The following is a 19,407-nucleotide window of genomic DNA, read 5'->3' on the forward strand; positions in this document are numbered from 1 at the left end:
TCGAGAAAAATCACCAAATTCCTCGTATTATCAACCAAAAAATTGCGCAAAAATTGATTGAAAAAACTTCTATGACCGATATCGCTCATCAACTGGCTATTTCAACTTCAACTGTCATTCGCAAGCTTAATGACTTCCGTTTTAAGCATGATTTTTCTCATCTTCCAGAGATTATGTCTTGGGACGAGTATGCCTTTACCAAGGGAAAGATGAGTTTCATTGCACAAGATTTTGATAATCTCAACATTATCACCGTTCTTGAAGGTAGAACACAAGCTATCATCCGAAATCACTTTCTGCGCTACGATAGAGTCGTTCGTTGTCAGGTGAAAATCATTACTATGGATATGTTTAGTCCTTATTATGCCTTGGCTAAACAGCTTTTTCCATGTGCTAAAATCGTTCTAGATCGATTTCACATTGTACAACACTTAAGCCGTGCTATGAGTCGTGTTCGTGTCCAAATCATGAATCAATTTGAGCGAAAATCTCATGAATACAAGGCTATCAAACGCTACTGGAAGCTCATCCAGCAGGATAGTCGTAAACTGAGTGATAAACGTTTTTATCGCCCTACTTTTCGTATGCACTTAACGAATAAAGAGATTCTAGACAAGCTTTTGAGCTATTCAGAAGAGTTGAAACACCACTACCATCTCTATCAACTCTTACTTTTTCACTTTCAGAACAAGGAGCCAGACAAATTCTTCGGACTTATTGAGGACAATCTTAGGCAGGTTCATCCTCTTTTTCAGACTGTCTTTAAAACCTTCCTAAAGGACAAAGAAAAGATTGTCAACGCCCTTCAACTACCCTACTCCAACGCCAAATTAGAAGCGACTAATAATCTCATCAAACTTATCAAGCGAAATGCCTTTGGTTTTCGGAACTTTGAAAACTTCAAAAAACGGATTTTTATCGCTCTCAATATCAAAAAAGAAAGGACAAAATTTGTCCTTTCTCGATCTTAGCTTTTCTTCAACCCACTACAGTTGACAAAGAGCCAATACTCAAAAACGCCTGCTTACGAAGTTGTTCTTAAGAAAAAAACAATTTCGTAAACAAGCGTCTACTATCCCAACTTATGATGAGTGTTCCCGCTAGGACCGAGATCCTAGCGGTAGACCAGAGCTAGACTAAGAGCACAAGACTCCATCATCATAACACTCAACAAAATTGATGATTTTATACTAATTCGATGATCGCCATTGGCGCTGCATCACCACGACGTGGTTCAGTTTTAAGGATACGAGTGTATCCACCGTTACGTTCAGCATAACGAGGTGCGATTTCTGAGAACAATTTTTGAAGTGCTGTAGTAGAAGTGTACTTATCAGTTGCTTCATCATAGTTTTCAGATGCGATTTCATTACGTACGAAAGCAGCAGCTTGACGACGTGCATGCAAATCACCACGTTTACCTAGAGTAATCATTTTTTCAACAGTTTTACGGATTTCTTTAGCACGAGCTTCAGTTGTCACGATTGATTCGTTGATCAAAAGGTCAGTTGTCAAATCGCGAAGCATTGCTTTACGTTGTGAGCTAGTGCGTCCTAGTTTACGGTAAGCCATGTATTCCTCCTTTATTTATCTTTTAATCCAAGACCCAAATCAATGAGTTTGAGTTTCACTTCTTCCAAACTCTTGCGTCCAAGATTTCGTACTTTCATCATCTCTGCTTCAGATTTTTCTGTCAAATCATGCACAGTATTGATACCGGCACGTTTCAAACAGTTGTATGAACGCACAGACAAGTCCAGTTCCTCAATCGTACGATCCAAAATACGGTCGTCAGATTCAGTATCAGCTTCTTTCATCACTTCAGTTGACTTAGCAATCTCAGTAAGATTTGTAAACAAATCAAGATGTTCTGTCAAAATACGTGCTGAAAGCCCTAAAGCATCTTCTGGAATAATTGTTCCATTTGTCAAGATTTCAAGGGTTAATTTGTCAAATCCATCATTGCTACCTACACGAGCAGGTTCCACTTGATAGTTGACTTTTGTAACTGGTGTATAAATAGAATCTACAGCAAGTGTTCCAACTGGTGCATTATCTTTTTTATTTTCATCAGCAGGTACATATCCACGACCACTGTTAACAGTCATAGTCGCTTTTAGAGAAGAACCTTCACCAATTGTAAAGAGATAATGATCTGGATTTACAATTTCAATATCGCTATCTGTCAAAATGTCACCAGCTGTTACTTCAGCAGGACCTTCAACATCCAGTTCGATGATTTTTTCGTCTTCAACGTACGATTTCACTGCAATTCCTTTAATGTTCAGAATGATTTGCATCACGTCTTCACGAACACCTGGAACTGTGTCAAATTCATGTAACACACCATCAATATTGATAGATGTCACAGCTGCTCCTGGTAGAGAAGCTAGAAGTACACGACGAAGAGAGTTACCAAGAGTTGTACCGTAGCCACGTTCAAGTGGTTCGATTACAAACTTGCCATAATCTTTATTTTCATCAATTTTTGTTATATTTGGTTTTTCAAACTCGATCATTTAGTTACTCCCTCTTAAACGAAAAGCAGTGTAATGCGATGATTATACACGGCGACGTTTTGGAGGACGAGCACCATTGTGTGGCACTGGAGTCACATCACGAATTGCTGTTACTTCAAGACCAGCGGCAGCAAGCGCACGAATAGCTGACTCACGACCAGAACCTGGACCTTTTACAGTAACTTCAACTGATTTAAGACCGTGTTCTTGTGCAGATTTAGCAGCAGCTTCAGAAGCCATTTGAGCAGCGAATGGTGTAGATTTACGAGAACCTTTGAAACCAAGAGCACCAGCTGATGACCAAGCAATTGCATTACCATGCACATCAGTAATCATAACAATAGTGTTATTAAATGTAGCGTGAATATGAGCAATACCAGATTCGATATTCTTTTTCACACGACGTTTACGTGTTGGTTTAGCCAAGACTTTTACCTCCTATATTATTTTTTCTTACCAGCGATCGCGACAGCTTTACCTTTACGAGTGCGAGCGTTGTTTTTAGTGTTTTGTCCACGGACAGGAAGTCCACGACGGTGACGGATACCACGGTATGAACCGATTTCCATCAAACGTTTGATGTTCAAGTTTACTTCACGACGAAGGTCACCTTCAACTTTGATTGCATCCACTTCACGACGGATAGCATCTTCTTGATCTGATGTAAGATCACGTACACGAACATCTTCTGAGATTCCAGCAGCAGCCAAAATTTTCTTAGATGTTGCAAGTCCGATACCATAAACATAAGTCAATGAGATTACTACGCGTTTGTCATTTGGAATGTCAACTCCAGCAATACGAGCCATGTTTTCTCCTTTCTATCTTATCCTTGACGTTGTTTGTGTTTTGGATTTGCTGGGCAAATTACCATAACACGACCATTACGACGAATAACTTTACAGTATTCGCAAATTGGTTTGACCGATGGTCTTACTTTCATTTCTTATCCCTCCAAGTTTTTCGATTATTTAAAGCGGTAAGTGATACGTCCACGTGTCAAGTCATATGGACTCATTTCGACAGTAACACGATCTCCCGCTAAAATACGAATATAGTTTTTACGAATTTTACCAGAAACTGTTGCTAAAATCTGATGTCCATTTTCAAGTTCAACCGTAAACATTGCATTCGGCATTGTATCAACTACTTTGCCTTCAACTTCAATCACATCGTCTTTTGCCACGCAAAAGCACCTCCATAAATTTCGATTCGATGCCTCTAGACACAGAGACAACAATTATAAGTCAGACTATTTCAGTATAACATTTGTAGCGGATTTTTGCAAGTGTGAAAAACGCTTTATTTCAAATTTGTCAATACTTTTTCGATATCTGAGAAGACATCATTGATATCTTGGTTACCTTCGATGTCATGAACCAAACCTTTGGCACGGTAGTGAGCAATGATTGGTTCCCCTTGAGCAATATTCACATCCAAACGACGTTTTACTGTCTCAGGCTTATCATCTTCACGTTGGTAGTAATCTTCTTCTTTATAGTCAACTGGTGGGTTAAAGACCTTGTGGAAAGTTTCTCCAGTTACGCGGTGGATGATACGGCCACTCAAACGTTCCAAGAGGCTGTCAGGGTTCACTTCAATATTGATAACACCTTCTAGTTCAATGCCAAGTTCAGCCAATGTTTTGTCCAAGGCATGAGCTTGTTCGATCGTACGTGGGTAACCATCCAACAAGAATCCTGTTTCTTTAATATCATCTTGTGAAAGACGTTCTTTTACGATCCCATTTGTAACTTCGTCAGGAACCAATTCACCCTTGTCAATGTATGACTTAGCAAGAACACCCATTTCAGTTTGATTTGCCATAGCAGCACGGAACATATCACCTGTTGAGATATGTGCAACATGGAATTGTTCTACGATTTTTGCTGCTTGAGTTCCCTTACCTGCACCAGGTAAGCCCATAATCAAAAGATTCATGATTTGATCTCCTTATTTTATTTTTAAATAGAAGCAAAAAGTATTTTTACCCCTATTTAAAAACAAAATAGAAGAGGGGAGACCAAACTCTCACTAATGTTAGAGTTAAACCTCCACTCCCTCAGCATTTACTGACTCAGTAAATACTTTTATTCTGTTCTGTCCATGAAACCAACATACTTACGTTTCAATAGGTAGCCTTCCAATTGTTTGATTCCTTCAATACCTGTAGAGATAATGATCAAAAGACTGGTTCCTCCAAAAGCAACTGCTTCTGAAAGTCCGAAAACATCTTTTGCTACAATCGGTAAAATGGAAATCACACCAAGGAAGAGGGAACCAACCGTTGCAAGACGACGAAGAAGCTTAGACATATATTCTTCTGTACCTTTACCAGGACGAACTCCATGGATATAGGCACCGCTCTTTTGTAGGTTCTCTGCCGCTTTTTCAGGATTAATCTGCACAAACGTATAGAAGAATGTAAAGAGAATAATCAACAAAGCATACATAGCAATACCAGTTGGTGAAGTTGTTGCCAGCATTTCTTGTGCTGTTCTTACCCAAGCCCAATCATGACCTGTAGCGCTCAAAAACTGAAGAATAGCCGCAGGCGCTGCAGTAATCGAACTTGCAAAGATAACAGGGATAACTCCAGCAGGGTTTACCTTCAAAGGAAGGTAAGAGCTAGATGGAGCACCTTGTGCAACCTTAGTATATTGGATTGGAATTTTGTATTCTGCTTGTTGAACATAAGTTGTAAAATAAATGATCAACAATACAGTAATAATCAAAATGATTACGAAAATGATAGATGAGTTGATACGGCTACTTGGGACGTTCACAAAGTAGTCTACATAGATGCCCTGAATCATCTCTGGAATTGAGGCAACAATCCCGGCAAAGATAATCATAGAAACACCATTTCCGTATCCCTTATCTGTAATTTGCTCTCCCAACCAAGTCACAATCATACTACCAGCTGTTAAGATGATACCAATCATGATAAAGACTTGTGGTGTAAGAGCTGTTTTCAACAATTGAGCTCCAGCCAAAGTATTAAAACCAGCTGTAATCCCGATAGATTGCACAAAGGCTAGAACTAGAGCAATATAACGAGTAGCTTGATTTAATTTTCTTCGACCTACTTCCCCTTGTTTACCCCACTCTACAAACTTGGGTAAAATATCCATTTGCAAGAGTTGGACAACGATAGAGGCCGTAATGTAGGGACTAACACCAAGAGCAAAAACTGAGAAGTTTTTCATGGCATTCCCTGAGACCAAGCTCAACATGTTTAAGAAGGATAATCCACTTAAAGCATTCAAGCTATTGGCATTCACACCAGGAACTGTAATGCTAGTTCCGATACGAAAGACCAAAACGATAAAAATTGTAAATAAAATTTTTGATCGAACTTGCTTGACTTTAAGAGCTTCTCTTAATAATTTAAAAAACATAGGTCACCTCTCTTAGATGACTTCTACTGAACCACCTTTAGCAGTGATAGCTTCTTCAGCTGATTTAGAGAATTTAGCTGCTTTCACAGTCAATTTCTTAGTCAACTCACCGTTACCAAGAATTTTAATACCTGATTTTTCAGCTTTAACAATTCCTGCTTCGATAAGAACAACTGGAGTAACTTCAGCACCATCTTCAAAGACGTTCAATTGGTCAAGGTTCACAATTGCGTATTCTTTAGCGTTGATGTTAGTGAATCCACGTTTTGGAAGACGACGGAACAATGGAGTTTGTCCACCTTCAAAACCAAGGCGAACTCCGCCACCGCTACGAGCTTTTTGACCTTTTTGACCACGACCAGATGTTTTACCGTTACCTGATGAAGTACCACGACCAACGCGGTTACGTACTTTACGAGAACCTTCTGCAGGTTTCAATTCATGAAGTTTCATTTTTATTTTCTCCTCTTTTGTAAAATGCTAGCGCCGATAAGGGAGAAAAGGTTGTCTCCCCCATCAACTCGCCTATACGACGTCATCATAGATGACTATATCTAGTTTTAGGGGATGGTATAGTGCACATCCCCTAAAAATTCATTAGTTTACTTCTTCAACTGTTACCAAGTGAGATACTGCTGTGATCATACCACGGATAGCAGCGTTGTCTTCTTTAATAACAGAGCTGTTCAATTTGCCAAGTCCAAGTGCTACAACAGTTTTACGTTGTGATGGAATGCGTCCGATTGGAGACTTAGTCAAAGTAATTTTAATTTGAGCCATTTTATCCCCTTTCTTATGCCAAATCAGAAACTGAAATACCACGAAGGGCAGCAACTTCTTCAGCGCGTTTCAATTGTTTCAAACCTTCAACAGTTGCACGAACAATGTTGATTGGAGTGTTAGAACCAAGTGATTTAGATGTAATATCTGCCACACCTGCCAATTCCACAACGGCACGAACTGCACCACCAGCGGCAACTCCAGAACCTTCTACAGCAGGTTTCAACAATACTTTAGCTCCACCGAATTCTGAAAGAACTTCGTGTGGGATTGTTGTTCCAACCATAGGAACTTCGATCAAGTTTTTCTTAGCATCATCTACTGCTTTACGGATTGCTTCTGGAACTTCTTGAGCTTTACCAGTACCAAATCCTACGCGACCGTTGTGGTCACCAACAACAACAAGAGCTGCGAAACGAAGACGACGTCCACCTTTAACAACTTTTGTAACACGGTTGACAGCAACTACGCGTTCTTCTAATTCAACTGCATTGTCTTTAAATGCCATTTTCTAGTGTCCTCCTATTAGAATTTCAATCCGTTTTCACGAGCTGCATCAGCCAAAGCTTTCACACGTCCGTGATATAGATATCCACCGCGGTCGAACACCACTTCTGAAATACCTTTAGCGTTTGCACGTTCTGCAACGAGTTTACCGACAGCAACGGCTTGTTCAGTTTTAGTTCCTTTTGAAACTTCTTTGTCAAGAGTTGAAGCACTTGCGAGCGTTACACCCGCTACGTCATCAATCACTTGAGCGTAGATGCCTGTATTAGAACGGAATACGTTCAAACGTGGGCGATCAGCAGTTCCAGAGAGTTTTCCGCGAACGCGACGGTGGCGTTTTTGGCGGAGTTTGTTTTTATCTGGTTTTGAAATCACAGTTTTCACCTCTTTAGTTTTAAATCGTGTGCTATGCACAAAGTTGGAAAATAGGTTGGTGGTTGAGACTCAACCACTCAACATTATTTACCTGTTTTACCTTCTTTACGGCGAACGAATTCACCAACGTAACGGATACCTTTACCTTTATATGGTTCTGGTGAACGAAGGCTACGTACGTAAGCAGCTGTTTGACCAACTACTTCTTTTGAAATCCCGCTAACAACGATTGTTGTTGGGTTTGGAAGTTCAAAAGTAATTCCTTCTGGAGCTTCAACTTCGTCTGGATGAGATTTACCAACAGCCAAAACAAGTTTAGATCCTTGAAGTTGTGCACGGTAACCAACCCCGCGCATTTCAAGTTCTTTCTTGAATCCTTCTGATACACCAATAACCATGTTGTTCAAAAGGGCACGAGTAGTTCCGTGGATAGTTTTCATTTCTTTTGAATCGTTTGGACGGTGAAGAGTTACTTCAGTACCTTCCACACGGATTTCAATATCTTTTGAGAACTCACGAGTAAGTTCTCCTTTAGGTCCTTTTACAGTTACAACGTTGTCATTGTTAGTGATTTCTACACCAGCAGGCAACACGATAACTTTATTACCAATACGTGACATGTTTATTTTCTCCTGTTAGATTGTCAGGCCTAAACGGCCAGTTTTCACGGGGTTAAATCGATTCCTCGATTTAAAGGAACATTTAGGTTTCAATTTCAAAGTGAATCTAGGCATCGTCTCACAGTCATAACTTTGGGTTAGGCAAGAGACGATAACGAAGAGTCACAAAGAAATTGGGGGGCTAAATATTACCAAACGTAAGCGATAACCTCACCACCAACATTCTTTTGGCGTGCTTCTTTATCAGTAAGCAAACCTTCAGAAGTTGAAAGGATAGCAATTCCAAGTCCGTTAAGAACTTTTGGAAGGTCTTCACGTTTTTTGTAGACACGAAGTCCTGGTTTAGAAACACGTTTCAAGTTAGTGATAACTTTTTCACCGTTTGGTCCGTATTTAAGGAATACACGGATGATGCCTTGTTTGTCATCTTCGATGATTTCAACGTTTTTTACAAAACCTTCGCGTTTAAGGATTTCAGCAATCCCTTTTTTGATGTTAGATGCAGGTACTTCAAGTACTTCGTGTTTAGCTTGGTTAGCGTTACGAATACGAGTTAGGAAGTCTGCGATTGGGTCAGTCATAACCATTTTGTTTTTCTCCTCTTACTAGTAGTTTGCAAGTTGCACTTGCTAGTTAATGATTGAGCTAGGCTCAGAATATGTTTTCTAGGTTTCAATTCCTAAGTGAGTCTAGGCATCTGCTTGCAGGCATAACTTGAGTTAGGCAAAAGCAGATAACGACGAATCACGACGAGATTGAAAGCTAGAATTACCAAGATGCTTTTGTTACACCAGGGATTTGTCCTTTGTAAGCTAATTCACGGAAGCAAACACGGCAAAGTTTAAATTTGCGGTAAACTGAATGTGGACGACCACATTTTTCACAACGAGTATAAGCTTGAGTAGAGAACTTCGCTGGACGTTTGTTCTTAGCAATCATTGATTTTTTAGCCATTAGATTTACCTCCTATATTATTTTGCAAAAGGCATTCCAAGGCCTGTAAGCAATGCACGTGACTCTTCGTCAGTGTTAGCAGTTGTTACGATAACGATGTCAAGACCACGAGTTTTGTCAACGTCATCAAAGTTGATTTCTGGGAAGATCAATTGTTCTTTCACACCAAGTGTGTAGTTTCCGCGTCCATCAAATGATTTTGTTGGAACACCGTGGAAGTCACGTACACGTGGAAGTGAAACTGAAACCAATTTATCCAAGAATTCGTACATACGTTCACCACGAAGGGTAACTTTTGCACCGATCGCAACACCTTCACGAAGACGGAAGCCGGCGATTGATTTTTTAGCTTTAGTGATAAGTGGTTTTTGACCTGAGATAAGTGCCAATTCTTCAGCAGCTTTTTCAAGGCTTTTAGCGTTTGATACAGCTTCACCAACACCCATGTTCAAAACGATCTTATCTACTTTAGGCACAGCCATCACTGATGAGTAGTTGAATTGTTCTGTCAAAGCAGGAACTACTTCATTAAGATATTTTTCTTTTAAACGATTTGCCATTATACTTCTCCTTTCCTTCGTGATTAATCAAGCACTTCGCCTGATTTTTTGTTGTAGCGAACTTTTTTACCGTCTACAAATTTGTAACCAACACGACCAGCTACACCATTTTTGTCCAATACTTGAACGTTTGATACGTGGATAGCTGCTTCTTTCTCGATGATACCACCTTGAGGAAGCTCGTTAGTTGGACGTTGGTGTTTCTTAACGATGTTAACACCTTCAACGATAACTTTGTTTACTTTTGGAAGGGCAGTAAGGACAACAGCTTCTGTTCCCTTATCTTTACCAGCGATTACGCGAACTTTGTCGCCTTTTTTTACAAACATTAGGTTTCTCCTTGATTTTTCTTACGCCCATAAGGGCACCCTGGAGGTAAATCCAGGGGACTAGTTTGTTTCTAAAAATTAAAGTACTTCTGGAGCAAGTGACACGATCTTCATGAAGCCACCTTCACGCAATTCACGTGCAACTGGGCCAAAGATACGTGTTCCGCGAGGAGTTTTGTCTTCACGGATGATAACTGCTGCGTTTTCGTCAAATTTGATGTATGAACCATCAGCACGACGAGCACCTGATTTAGTACGAACGATAACTGCTTTAACAACGTCACCTTTTTTAACCGCACCACCAGGAGTAGCTTGTTTTACAGATGCCACGATAACATCACCGATGTTTGCAAATTTACGTCCTGAACCACCAAGAACTTTGATAGTCAAGATTTCGCGAGCACCGCTGTTGTCTGCGACTTTCAAACGAGTTTCTGTTTGAATCATTTCAGTTTTCTCCTTTCAGGTTTGATTAGATGATGACCGCTTCTTCAACAACTTCTACAAGACGGAAACGTTTTGTAGCTGAAAGCGGACGAGTTTCCATGATACGTACGATATCGCCTTCTTTGGCAACATTGTTTTCATCATGAGCTTTGTATTTTTTAGAGTAGTTAATACGTTTACCATAGACTGGGTGGTTACGTTTTGTTTCAACTACAACTGTGATTGTCTTGTCCATTTTGTCAGATACAACACGTCCGACAAGAACTTTACGATTATTGCGTTCCATTGAAATTTCTCCTTCCCTAGTCTATTATTTCGCTTCAGATTGAACTGTTTTGATACGAGCGATTTGTTTTTTAACTTCTTTCAAGCGAGCTGTTTGTTCCAATTGACCAGTAGCAGCTTGGAAACGAAGTTCAAACAATTCTTTTTTCAATTCGTTTTCGCGCTTCGCGAGTTCTTCTTGAGAAAGACCACGAAGTTCTTTAACAAATTCTTTTACTTCATTAAGTTTCATGCCTTCTCCTTATTCTGCTTCACGTTTTACGAATTTACATTTAACTGGCAATTTGTGGCTAGCAAGACGAAGTGCTTCGCGTGCAATCTCTTCAGATACACCAGCGATTTCGAACATCACTTTACCACGTTTAACTGGTGCTACCCAACCTTCAGGTGCCCCTTTACCAGATCCCATACGCACACCGATAGCTTTAGCAGTGTATGATTTGTGTGGGAAGATTTTAATCCAAACTTTACCACCACGTTTCATGTAACGAGTCATGGCGATACGAGCAGCTTCGATTTGGCGGTTAGTGATCCAGTGGCTAGTTGTAGCTTGAAGACCGTATTCACCGAATGCTACTTCTTTTCCACCTTTTGCTTCACCGCGCATTTTTCCACGGAATTCACGACGGTGTTTAACACGTTTAGGTACTAACATTGGTTATTTACCTCCTTTAGTGTTTTTGCGAGCTGGAAGAACTTCACCACGGTAGATCCATACTTTAACACCAAGTTTACCGTATGTAGTATCTGCTTCTTCCCAAGCGTAATCGATATCTGCACGAAGTGTGTGAAGTGGAACAGTTCCTTCAGAGTATCCTTCAGCACGGGCGATATCTGCACCGTTCAAACGACCTGATACTTGAGTTTTGATTCCTTTAGCTCCAGCACGCATTGCACGTTGGATTGCTTGTTTTTGTGCACGACGGAAAGCAACACGTTGCTCCAATTGACGAGCAATTCCTTCACCTACAAGGTGAGCATCCAAATCAGGTTGTTTGATTTCGATGATGTTGATGTGTACTTGTTTTCCAGTCAATTTGTTAAGTTTTGCACGGAGTGCATCAACGTTAGCACCACCTTTACCGATAACCATACCTGGTTTAGCAGTGTGAAGTGAAACGTTAACTTTGTTTACTGCGCGTTCGATTTCGATAGTTGAAACTGCTGCGTCAGCAAGTTCTTTTTGAACGAATTTACGGATTGCAAGATCTTCATGAAGGTAATCCGCGTATTCTTTTTCAGCATACCATTTGGCATCCCAATCACGGATGATGCCGACACGCATACCAATTGGATGTACTTTTTGACCCACGATTTTACCTCCTTATTTTTCTGCAACAGCTACAGTGATGTGAGCTGTACGTTTGTTGATTGGTGAAGCTGAACCTTTCGCACGTGGACGGAAACGTTTCATAGTTGGTCCTTCGTTTGCGAATGCTTCAGATACTACCAAGTTAGCTTTATCCAAACCAAAGTTGTTTTCAGCGTTAGCTACAGCTGAGTTCAAAACTTTCAAGATGATTTCAGCAGCTTTGTTTGGAGTGAATGTCAAGATTGCGATTGCATCGGCTACGCTTTTACCACGGATGTTATCAAGAACAAGACGTGATTTACGAGGTGAAACACGTACTGTACGAGCCATTGCTTTAGCTGAAGTAATTTCTGCCATTTATGTTCTCCTTATTTTCTACGTGTTTTCTTATCGTCTGCAGCGTGACCTTTGTAAGTACGAGTTGGTGCAAATTCACCAAGTTTGTGACCTACCATGTCTTCTTGAATGTAAACAGGTACGTGTTTACGCCCGTCATAAACTGCAATAGTGTAACCAATGAAACTTGGGAAGATCGTTGAACGACGTGACCAAGTTTTAATAACTTTTTTCTTTTCGTCGTTAGCTTGAGCTTCAACTTTTTTCATCAAATGCTCATCGACGAAAGGTCCTTTTTTAAGACTGCGTCCCATTTTTATATTTTCTCCTTTAAATGTTGTACCACAGCGGCTTGCGCTCACATGGAGCGCTACCGAGCTGGCGGATTTACTAGTTGCTTAAGCGACTAGTTTAATATTATTTCTCGTTGCGACGACGAACGATAAGTTTGTCAGATTTCGCTTTCTTGTTACGAGTTTTAAGACCAAGAGCAGGTTTGCCCCATGGAGTAGATGGTGCTTTACGACCAACTGGTGCTTTACCTTCACCACCACCGTGTGGGTGATCGTTAGGGTTCATTACAGAACCACGAACTGTTGGGCGGATACCTTTCCAACGGCTACGTCCTGCTTTACCAAGGTTTACAAGTCCATGTTGTTCATTTCCGACAACACCAACTGTAGCACGGCAAGTTCCAAGAATCATACGAACTTCACCTGATTGAAGACGAACAAGAACGTATTTACCTTCAGAACCCAATACTTGAGCAGATGCTCCAGCAGCACGTACCAATTCACCACCACGACCTGGTTTCAACTCGATGTTGTGGATCAAAGTACCAACTGGGATGTTAGCAAGTGGAAGAGCATTTCCGACTTTAATATCTGCTTCTGGACCTGAAACGATACGTTGACCTACTTCAAGACCTTTTGGAGCGATGATGTATGCTTTCACACCGTCAGTGTAGTGTACAAGAGCGATGTTTGCAGAACGGTTTGGATCGTACTCGATTGTTTTAACAACTGCTTCAACGTTGTCTTTGTTACGTTTGAAGTCAACCAAACGGTAGAAACGTTTGTGTCCACCACCTTGGTGACGAACTGTGATACGACCGTTGTTATTACGACCAGCCTTGCTCTTCAATGCAACAAGCAATGATTTTTCAGGAGTGCTTGTTGTGATTTCAGCGAAATCCAAAGAAGTCATATTACGGCGACCGTTTGTTGTTGGTTTATAAACACGAATTCCCACGATATTTCCTCCTTAGATTATTCAGCTTCAGCAGCAAACAACTCGATTGCTTTTGAATCAGCTGTAAGTGTGATGATAGCTTTTTTAGTTTTGTTAGTAAAACCAGTGTAACGTCCAACACGTTTAGCTTTTGGTTTTACGTTGATTGTGTTAACATTAGCAACTTTAACACCTTCGAAAGCAGCTTCAACAGCTTGCTTGATCAAAAGTTTGTGTGCACGAGTGTCAACTTCAAATACATATTTTCCTGCTTCAAGTTGAGCCATTGAGCTTTCAGTGATGACAGGTTTTTTGATAACATCATACAAATTCATTATGCAAGAACCTCCTCGATTTTAGAGATAGCTGCTTGAGTAACAAGAAGTTTGTCACTATTTGCGATGTCAAGAACACTTGCAGTTGTAGCAGTCGCAACTTTCACGTTTGGAAGGTTACGAGCTGAGAGAGCTGCGAATTCGTTTCCTTCTTCAAGAATAACAAGGACTTTAGAATCGATGCTCAAAGCTGCAAGAACTTTTGCAAATTCAGCAGTTTTTGGAGCTGTAAATTCAAGAGAATCAACGGCTACAAATTTATTTTCAGCAACTTTTTCTGAGTAAACAGATTTAAGTGCAAGGCGACGAACTTTTTGAGGAAGTTTGTACGCATAGCTACGTGGAGTTGGTCCGAAGACGATTCCACCACCACGCCATTGTGGAGAGCGGATAGAACCTTGACGAGCACGTCCAGTTCCTTTTTGACGCCATGGTTTGCGTCCGCCACCTGAAACAGCTGAGCGGTTTTTAACTGCGTGAGTTCCTTGACGAAGGCTAGCACGTTGGCTGATGATCACATCAAACACAACAGATTGGTTTGGTTCGATACCAAAGATTGCATCGTTAAGAACAACTTCGCCCGCTTGTTTGCCAGTTTGGTCGAATAATGTTACATTTGCCATTTTGACTGTATTCCCCTTTCCTTATTATTTACCAGCTTTAACTGCTGACTTGATAGTGATAAGAGATTTCTTAGCACCTGGTACGTTACCTTTGATAAGGATAACGTTCTTTTCTGGAACAACTTGTACAACTTCAAGGTTTTGAATTGTTACACGGTCGCCACCCATACGTCCTGCAAGGTTTTTACCTTTGAATACGCGGTTAGGTGCAACAGGTCCCATAGAACCTGGACGACGGTGGTAACGAGAACCGTGAGCCATTGGTCCACGTGATTGTCCGTGGCGTTTGATAACACCTTGGAAACCTTTACCTTTAGAAGTACCAGTTACGTCAACAACGTCTCCAACTGCGAATGTTTCAACTGTGATTTCAGCACCAACTTCCAAGCCTTCAACGTTTTTGAATTCACGAATGAAGCGCTTAGGAGCCGTGTTAGCTTTCGCTACATGTCCTTTAGCAGGTTTGTTGCTCAATACTTCGCGTTTGTCATCGAAACCAACTTGGATAGCGTTGTATCCGTCTGTTTCAACAGTTTTAACTTGAAGAACAACGTTTGGAGTTGCTTCAATAACTGTTACAGGGATCAATTCGCCAGCTTCAGTGAAGATTTGAGTCATTCCCACTTTTTTCCCTAAGATTCCTTTTGTCATGAGAAAATAGTTCCTTTTCTATATTTTTTATTCAAAAAGTTTTTAACGAGCGTTTTTTATGCTCAAGGTATCAAGCTTTAGATTAAAGTTTGATTTCTACGTTTACACCACTTGGAAGATCCAATTTCATCAAAGCATCAACTGTTTTTTGAGTTGGGTTAACGATATCGATCAAACGTTTGTGTGTACGCATTTCAAATTGTTCGCGAGAATCTTTATATTTGTGAGTCGCACGAATGATTGTGTAGAGGCTACGTTCAGTTGGAAGTGGGATTGGACCCGCAACTTGCGCACCTGTACGAGTAGCTGATTCTACGATTTTTGCAGCCGCTGTGTCAAGCGTACGGTGTTCGTAAGCTTTCAAACGGATACGGATTTTTTTGTTTGCCATCTTTTTCTCCTTTTCGTCTATTTAAGATAATAGGCTAGCTCCACAAGAAAACCGACGCGGTGTTGCGTGGCAATGCAACCGAGCGTGTCGCAACCTCTTGCATCAAAGCTAAGGCTGTAATTTACAGCACCATAATAGAATAACACAAAGCCCCTGCGATTGCAAGGGATTTGTTGCTGTTTTTTAAAAATTTTTAACATGAAAATGTTTTCTTTTTTGGTGGGTCATTTATTTAAGTATTTTATGGAAGAAAGTTACTCTCTCTTCACCTGTTCATAGCTTTCTTTTCCGTCATTAAGCTTGTCCCAAATCACTACTTGCCCACTTTTGAGAGATTTTTGCACATCGATAATTCGTTGATTGGAAGAACCTCGAAACTGGAGCATGAGATTTCTCTTAGTTCGATCGTATCGTCCATCGACAAGAATGTCAATCAATGATAAGAGTTCCAGTTTATCTGGTGTCTCCAGCATCATTTCTTCCCAGGTGTAGCCCGTCCAGGACCAGATGTCTTTACCTGGCAATTCCTTTCGGATGCGTTTAACGAGTGGCAAGAGAATACCCGTATTGAGAAAGGGTTCTCCTCCCAACAAAGTCAAGCCTTGAACATAGGGCTGAGCAAGATCTGCCATGATCTGTTTTTCTAGCTCTGCAGTGTATGGAATGCCAGCATTAAAAGACCAAGTCGCAACATTATAACATCCCTCGCAGTGAAACATGCAACCTGATACATAGAGGGAGTTACGCACACCCTCTCCATCTACAAAGTTGAAGGCCTTGTAATCAATAATCCGCCCTTGACTGAGTTCTTCGCTTTTCCATTCTTGTGGTTTTGGATTATTCATTCGCTACCTCTATCCAATAACGCTCGACTCCATTACGAACATCCTCAAGGAACCCACCATTTGCTAAAATGACTGCTCTGCTAGCAGGATTATTCACGCTACAGGTCACAAGCGTTCTCTTGATGTTCTTTTCCTTAGCAACTTGCAAGCCCTGACGGAGAGTTTCCTTAGCATAACCCTTGACTCTTTCTGATGGACGAATGGAGTAGCCAATGTGACCAGCATAATTCAATAAACCCTCATTCAGTCTCAATCGCAGATTCAAAAATCCTAGAGCACGGCCTACATCATCAAATGATACAAATTGAATAGAAGGAACACGATTTTCAGGCAAGTTTATTCCCATCTCTTTTTGCATATTTGTTTCCAACCATTCTTCATACACAAAGTTCTCTGTATCCCAAAATCCTCCATCATGGGCTGATTGGTTCTTTTCAAACTCTGCCATCATCTCTAAAACTGTTTCTTTATCTGCTAATCTTGGTCTGCGTAGTTCCATCCTTACCTCCCGCTATGAGAAAAGCGAGAGCTGACTCTCACTTTTATTTCTTCTTATTCTTGTTTAAAAATTGTTCTCTGAGGCTGAGCAAGCGTTCTTTTTTACCAGCTCCGCCTTTAGAGTGTTTCTCGTGATAACGGGTCACTTGTGCGCGCCCCTTATCGTCTAATTGATATTTTCCCATTTCATTTCTTTCTAATTTGTTACTTGGTGACCAGCCATTTTAATCGTTGAGCCATTCATGTGTTTGACACGCGCAGCGATTTCCTTGTGACGCCCATTGACCATCGGTCTCGCTTGAGGATTGCCTAGATAGCCGCAAGTTCGTTTGACCACATCTACTGTTTTAGGATCGCTATTGCCACAGTTTGGACAAGCAAAGCCCCTCTCAGTTGGTTCAAAATCCCCTTCAAAGTCACACTTGTAGCAACGGTCTATTGGAGTATTGGTCCCAAGATAGCCCACACGGTCATAAGCATAATCCCAGACAGCTTCCAGGGCCTTTGGATTTTGCTGAAGGACTGGATACTCACAATAATGGATGAAACCACCTGACGCACCTGCTTCTGGATAGACTTTCTCAAAGTCCAATTTTTCAAAAGGTGTTGGATTTTTACGAACATCGTAGTGGAATGAATTGGTGTAGTATTCCTTATCTGTAATATCAGGAATAGAACCAAACTTGTCTGTATCTAGTCTACAGAAACGGTCTGTCAAACTTTCAGATGGTGTTGAGTAGATAGAGAAATGATAGCCATATTGGTCAGACCACTCTTCTACACGGCGTTTCATATCACGAATGATATCCAGCGTGAATTCCTTGGCTTCTGGATTGTGTTCCCAACTATTTCCAAAGAAGACAGTAGCCACTTCGTACAAACCGATATAGCCTAGTGAAACGGTTGCACGACGATTCTTAAAGAGCTGGTCAACACTTTCTTCCTTACCTAGACGATGGCCAAAAGCACCGTACTGATAGAGGATAGGAGCATTCGCTGGCGTCGCCTCTTTAGTGCGTTCGACACGGTAAACAAGAGCATCTTCAGCGATATTCATACGCTCGTTGAAGATTTCCCAGAACTTGTTCATGTCACCATCAGACTCGAGAGCAATACGAGGTAAATTAACCGTCACAACTCCTAGGTTCATACGACCTGAATTGACTTCTACACCATTTTCATCCTTCCATCCTTGAAGAAACGAACGGCAACCCATAGGCACCTTAAAAGAACCTGTCAAGTCAACAATCTTATCGTAAGACAAGACGTCTGGGTACATCCGCTTGGTTGCACACTCAAGAGCCAACTGCTTAATGTCGTAGTTGGGAGTCCCTTCTTCCAAGTTAAGACCTCTTTTAAGCGTAAAGATAAGCTTAGGGAAGATGGCTGTACGATGCTCAGAACCAAGACCCTTTATCCGAATACTCAAAATAGCTTTTTGAATTTCACGCTCAAAACGATTGGTTCCTAGACCAAAACCTAGCGAAGTAAAAGGTGTTTGCCCATTTGAAGTGAAGAGGGTGTTGATTTCATACTCAAGAGATTGCATGGCATCATAGATATCTTTTTGAGTTTTCTTCCAAGCGTAATCTTCCCGTTTGTCAGGTAAGACCCATTCTTCCGCATCCTTAAGGTGTTTTTGATAATTCTTCTCTGCATAAGGTGACAAAACTTCATCTATACGGTCAGCTGAACAGCCCCCATACTGGCTAGAAGCAACATTGGCAATGATTTGGGAAATCTGAGCTGTCGCAGTCTGGATAGACTTGGGACTCTCTACCTCTGCATTTCCAATCTTAAAACCATTTTCCAACATCCCCTTGAAATCAATCAAACAGCAGTTAGTCATAGGTGTATAGGGACTGTAGTCCAAATCGTGATAGTGGATATCCCCTTTTTGGTGGGCATTGGCTACGTGCTTAGGAAGCATTTGCAGTCCGATTGACTTTCCAACAATTCCTGCTGTCAAATCACGCTGAGTGTTAAAGACATCACTGTCTTTATTAGCATTTTCATTGACAACTGCCTGGTCTTTGTTAAGAAGCTTATGGATACTAAAGTTAATATCTGTCGCTTTTGAGCGCTCAAAATCCCTTTGTGTCCGATAAGTAATATACTCCTCAGCCAGCGCATATTCTTTGGCTTCAAGCAGTTCATGTTCTACGATATTTTGAATTTCGTAAATCTTAACCCCCTGTGGAAAGCGACTATGAATTTCTGTGACAATTCGCTCGGTCAGAGCATTTAGGCGCTTTTCGACTAAGGGTGTCACATCCATAACCTTGTCTGCCGCCTTGTGGAGAGCCTTGTCAATCTTGTCCACATCAAATACAACACGTCTCCCATCTCGTTTCTCAACGAAGAGAGTTGGCAAAATTGTAATTTTTTCTTCTAGTGCAATCATATGCA

Annotated in this window: 34 protein-coding genes; 1 reads left to right on the plus strand and 33 read right to left on the minus strand. The window is 40.9% G+C overall.

The window, feature by feature from the left end; translation table 11 throughout:
• On the plus strand, nt 1-971 hold a 971-nt coding region (locus QM956_RS08645; protein WP_414302440.1), incomplete at its 5' end, for an ISL3 family transposase.
• Nucleotides 972-1,185: 214 nt separating this feature from the next.
• Here QM956_RS08645 and rplQ read toward each other — a convergent pair.
• From rplQ to nrdD, 33 genes are all read right to left on the minus strand, one after another.
• Nucleotides 1,186-1,572, minus strand: a complete 387-nt coding sequence (gene rplQ / locus QM956_RS08650) for a 50S ribosomal protein L17 (RefSeq protein ID WP_000331493.1) — start codon at nt 1,570-1,572, stop codon at nt 1,186-1,188.
• Nucleotides 1,573-1,583: 11 nt separating this feature from the next.
• Complete coding sequence (locus tag QM956_RS08655; RefSeq protein ID WP_000568988.1) at nt 1,584-2,519, minus strand: DNA-directed RNA polymerase subunit alpha; 936 nt, start codon at nt 2,517-2,519, stop codon at nt 1,584-1,586.
• A 42-nt stretch (nt 2,520-2,561) separates the two neighbouring features.
• A complete protein-coding gene (gene rpsK, locus QM956_RS08660; protein WP_001118385.1) occupies nt 2,562-2,945 on the minus strand; it encodes a 30S ribosomal protein S11 in 384 nt (127 codons plus the stop codon).
• A 17-nt stretch (nt 2,946-2,962) separates the two neighbouring features.
• Nucleotides 2,963-3,328, minus strand: coding sequence for a 30S ribosomal protein S13 (rpsM, locus tag QM956_RS08665; protein WP_000090781.1), 366 nt, complete (start codon nt 3,326-3,328; stop codon nt 2,963-2,965).
• A gap of 17 nt (nt 3,329-3,345) precedes the next feature.
• On the minus strand, nt 3,346-3,462 hold the full coding sequence (gene rpmJ / locus QM956_RS08670) for a 50S ribosomal protein L36 (RefSeq protein WP_001808836.1): 117 nt from the start codon (nt 3,460-3,462) through the stop codon (nt 3,346-3,348).
• Nucleotides 3,463-3,486: 24 nt separating this feature from the next.
• Nucleotides 3,487-3,705: a translation initiation factor IF-1 gene (gene infA, locus QM956_RS08675; RefSeq protein WP_001029883.1), complete on the minus strand. Its 219-nt coding sequence runs from the start codon at nt 3,703-3,705 to the stop codon at nt 3,487-3,489.
• Between the two features lie 116 nt (nt 3,706-3,821).
• Entirely contained in the window at nt 3,822-4,460 is a 639-nt protein-coding gene (locus QM956_RS08680) for an adenylate kinase (protein WP_001050436.1), read from the minus strand.
• A gap of 149 nt (nt 4,461-4,609) precedes the next feature.
• Entirely contained in the window at nt 4,610-5,920 is a 1,311-nt protein-coding gene (secY, locus tag QM956_RS08685; RefSeq protein WP_000465403.1) for a preprotein translocase subunit SecY, read from the minus strand.
• Between the two features lie 12 nt (nt 5,921-5,932).
• Entirely contained in the window at nt 5,933-6,373 is a 441-nt protein-coding gene (rplO, locus tag QM956_RS08690; protein ID WP_000766087.1) for a 50S ribosomal protein L15, read from the minus strand.
• Nucleotides 6,374-6,517: 144 nt separating this feature from the next.
• Nucleotides 6,518-6,700 carry a 50S ribosomal protein L30 gene (rpmD, locus tag QM956_RS08695; RefSeq protein WP_000057241.1) on the minus strand — a complete coding sequence of 61 codons (183 nt, stop codon included), beginning with the start codon at nt 6,698-6,700 and terminating at the stop codon, nt 6,518-6,520.
• A gap of 13 nt (nt 6,701-6,713) precedes the next feature.
• Nucleotides 6,714-7,208: a 30S ribosomal protein S5 gene (rpsE, locus tag QM956_RS08700; RefSeq protein ID WP_000874202.1), complete on the minus strand. Its 495-nt coding sequence runs from the start codon at nt 7,206-7,208 to the stop codon at nt 6,714-6,716.
• 17 nt (nt 7,209-7,225) lie between these two features.
• On the minus strand, nt 7,226-7,582 hold the full coding sequence (gene rplR / locus QM956_RS08705) for a 50S ribosomal protein L18 (RefSeq protein WP_000624044.1): 357 nt from the start codon (nt 7,580-7,582) through the stop codon (nt 7,226-7,228).
• Nucleotides 7,583-7,665: 83 nt separating this feature from the next.
• Nucleotides 7,666-8,202: a 50S ribosomal protein L6 gene (rplF, locus tag QM956_RS08710; RefSeq protein WP_000086624.1), complete on the minus strand. Its 537-nt coding sequence runs from the start codon at nt 8,200-8,202 to the stop codon at nt 7,666-7,668.
• Nucleotides 8,203-8,390: 188 nt separating this feature from the next.
• A complete protein-coding gene (rpsH, locus tag QM956_RS08715) occupies nt 8,391-8,789 on the minus strand; it encodes a 30S ribosomal protein S8 (protein ID WP_000245504.1) in 399 nt (132 codons plus the stop codon).
• Between the two features lie 181 nt (nt 8,790-8,970).
• Nucleotides 8,971-9,156: a type Z 30S ribosomal protein S14 gene (locus tag QM956_RS08720; protein ID WP_001085697.1), complete on the minus strand. Its 186-nt coding sequence runs from the start codon at nt 9,154-9,156 to the stop codon at nt 8,971-8,973.
• Nucleotides 9,157-9,173: 17 nt separating this feature from the next.
• On the minus strand, nt 9,174-9,716 hold the full coding sequence (rplE, locus tag QM956_RS08725; protein ID WP_000013542.1) for a 50S ribosomal protein L5: 543 nt from the start codon (nt 9,714-9,716) through the stop codon (nt 9,174-9,176).
• 23 nt (nt 9,717-9,739) lie between these two features.
• Nucleotides 9,740-10,045, minus strand: coding sequence for a 50S ribosomal protein L24 (rplX, locus tag QM956_RS08730; RefSeq protein ID WP_000497691.1), 306 nt, complete (start codon nt 10,043-10,045; stop codon nt 9,740-9,742).
• A 78-nt stretch (nt 10,046-10,123) separates the two neighbouring features.
• The gene (rplN, locus tag QM956_RS08735) at nt 10,124-10,492 is read right to left on the minus strand and encodes a 50S ribosomal protein L14 (RefSeq protein ID WP_000616545.1); all 369 of its coding nucleotides are present in this window, start codon (nt 10,490-10,492) and stop codon (nt 10,124-10,126) included.
• Nucleotides 10,493-10,517: 25 nt separating this feature from the next.
• A complete protein-coding gene (gene rpsQ, locus QM956_RS08740; protein ID WP_000440801.1) occupies nt 10,518-10,778 on the minus strand; it encodes a 30S ribosomal protein S17 in 261 nt (86 codons plus the stop codon).
• Nucleotides 10,779-10,802: 24 nt separating this feature from the next.
• Nucleotides 10,803-11,009 (minus strand): 50S ribosomal protein L29, encoded by a 207-nt coding sequence (gene rpmC, locus QM956_RS08745; RefSeq protein ID WP_000772918.1) that lies wholly within the window; start codon nt 11,007-11,009, stop codon nt 10,803-10,805.
• Nucleotides 11,010-11,018: 9 nt separating this feature from the next.
• Entirely contained in the window at nt 11,019-11,432 is a 414-nt protein-coding gene (gene rplP, locus QM956_RS08750; protein ID WP_000960946.1) for a 50S ribosomal protein L16, read from the minus strand.
• Between the two features lie 3 nt (nt 11,433-11,435).
• Nucleotides 11,436-12,089 (minus strand): 30S ribosomal protein S3, encoded by a 654-nt coding sequence (gene rpsC, locus QM956_RS08755; RefSeq protein WP_000529936.1) that lies wholly within the window; start codon nt 12,087-12,089, stop codon nt 11,436-11,438.
• 12 nt (nt 12,090-12,101) lie between these two features.
• Entirely contained in the window at nt 12,102-12,446 is a 345-nt protein-coding gene (gene rplV / locus QM956_RS08760) for a 50S ribosomal protein L22 (RefSeq protein ID WP_000818137.1), read from the minus strand.
• Nucleotides 12,447-12,457: 11 nt separating this feature from the next.
• Entirely contained in the window at nt 12,458-12,739 is a 282-nt protein-coding gene (rpsS, locus tag QM956_RS08765; RefSeq protein ID WP_000533766.1) for a 30S ribosomal protein S19, read from the minus strand.
• A 103-nt stretch (nt 12,740-12,842) separates the two neighbouring features.
• Nucleotides 12,843-13,676: a 50S ribosomal protein L2 gene (gene rplB / locus QM956_RS08770; RefSeq protein ID WP_000512911.1), complete on the minus strand. Its 834-nt coding sequence runs from the start codon at nt 13,674-13,676 to the stop codon at nt 12,843-12,845.
• 17 nt (nt 13,677-13,693) lie between these two features.
• Nucleotides 13,694-13,990, minus strand: a complete 297-nt coding sequence (locus QM956_RS08775; RefSeq protein WP_001055347.1) for a 50S ribosomal protein L23 — start codon at nt 13,988-13,990, stop codon at nt 13,694-13,696.
• Nucleotides 13,990-14,613, minus strand: coding sequence for a 50S ribosomal protein L4 (gene rplD, locus QM956_RS08780; protein ID WP_000024549.1), 624 nt, complete (start codon nt 14,611-14,613; stop codon nt 13,990-13,992). Before rplD ends, QM956_RS08775 begins: the two co-directional genes overlap by 1 nt.
• A 24-nt stretch (nt 14,614-14,637) precedes the next feature.
• Nucleotides 14,638-15,264 carry a 50S ribosomal protein L3 gene (gene rplC, locus QM956_RS08785; protein WP_084926326.1) on the minus strand — a complete coding sequence of 209 codons (627 nt, stop codon included), beginning with the start codon at nt 15,262-15,264 and terminating at the stop codon, nt 14,638-14,640.
• Between the two features lie 82 nt (nt 15,265-15,346).
• The gene (gene rpsJ / locus QM956_RS08790) at nt 15,347-15,655 is read right to left on the minus strand and encodes a 30S ribosomal protein S10 (protein WP_001284513.1); all 309 of its coding nucleotides are present in this window, start codon (nt 15,653-15,655) and stop codon (nt 15,347-15,349) included.
• Between the two features lie 254 nt (nt 15,656-15,909).
• The gene (nrdG, locus tag QM956_RS08795) at nt 15,910-16,500 is read right to left on the minus strand and encodes an anaerobic ribonucleoside-triphosphate reductase activating protein (RefSeq protein WP_084930662.1); all 591 of its coding nucleotides are present in this window, start codon (nt 16,498-16,500) and stop codon (nt 15,910-15,912) included.
• A complete protein-coding gene (locus tag QM956_RS08800) occupies nt 16,493-16,999 on the minus strand; it encodes a GNAT family N-acetyltransferase (RefSeq protein WP_414302441.1) in 507 nt (168 codons plus the stop codon). The genes nrdG and QM956_RS08800 overlap by 8 nt, the downstream gene beginning before the upstream one ends.
• Before the next feature lie 43 nt (nt 17,000-17,042).
• Complete coding sequence (locus QM956_RS08805) at nt 17,043-17,183, minus strand: hypothetical protein (RefSeq protein ID WP_000521621.1); 141 nt, start codon at nt 17,181-17,183, stop codon at nt 17,043-17,045.
• An 11-nt stretch (nt 17,184-17,194) separates the two neighbouring features.
• Complete coding sequence (gene nrdD / locus QM956_RS08810) at nt 17,195-19,402, minus strand: anaerobic ribonucleoside-triphosphate reductase (protein ID WP_045612367.1); 2,208 nt, start codon at nt 19,400-19,402, stop codon at nt 17,195-17,197.
• Nucleotides 19,403-19,407 lie beyond the last annotated feature (5 nt).

Origin of the sequence: Streptococcus mitis (genome assembly GCF_047460035.1) — a bacterium.
GTDB lineage: Bacteria > Bacillota > Bacilli > Lactobacillales > Streptococcaceae > Streptococcus > Streptococcus mitis_DW.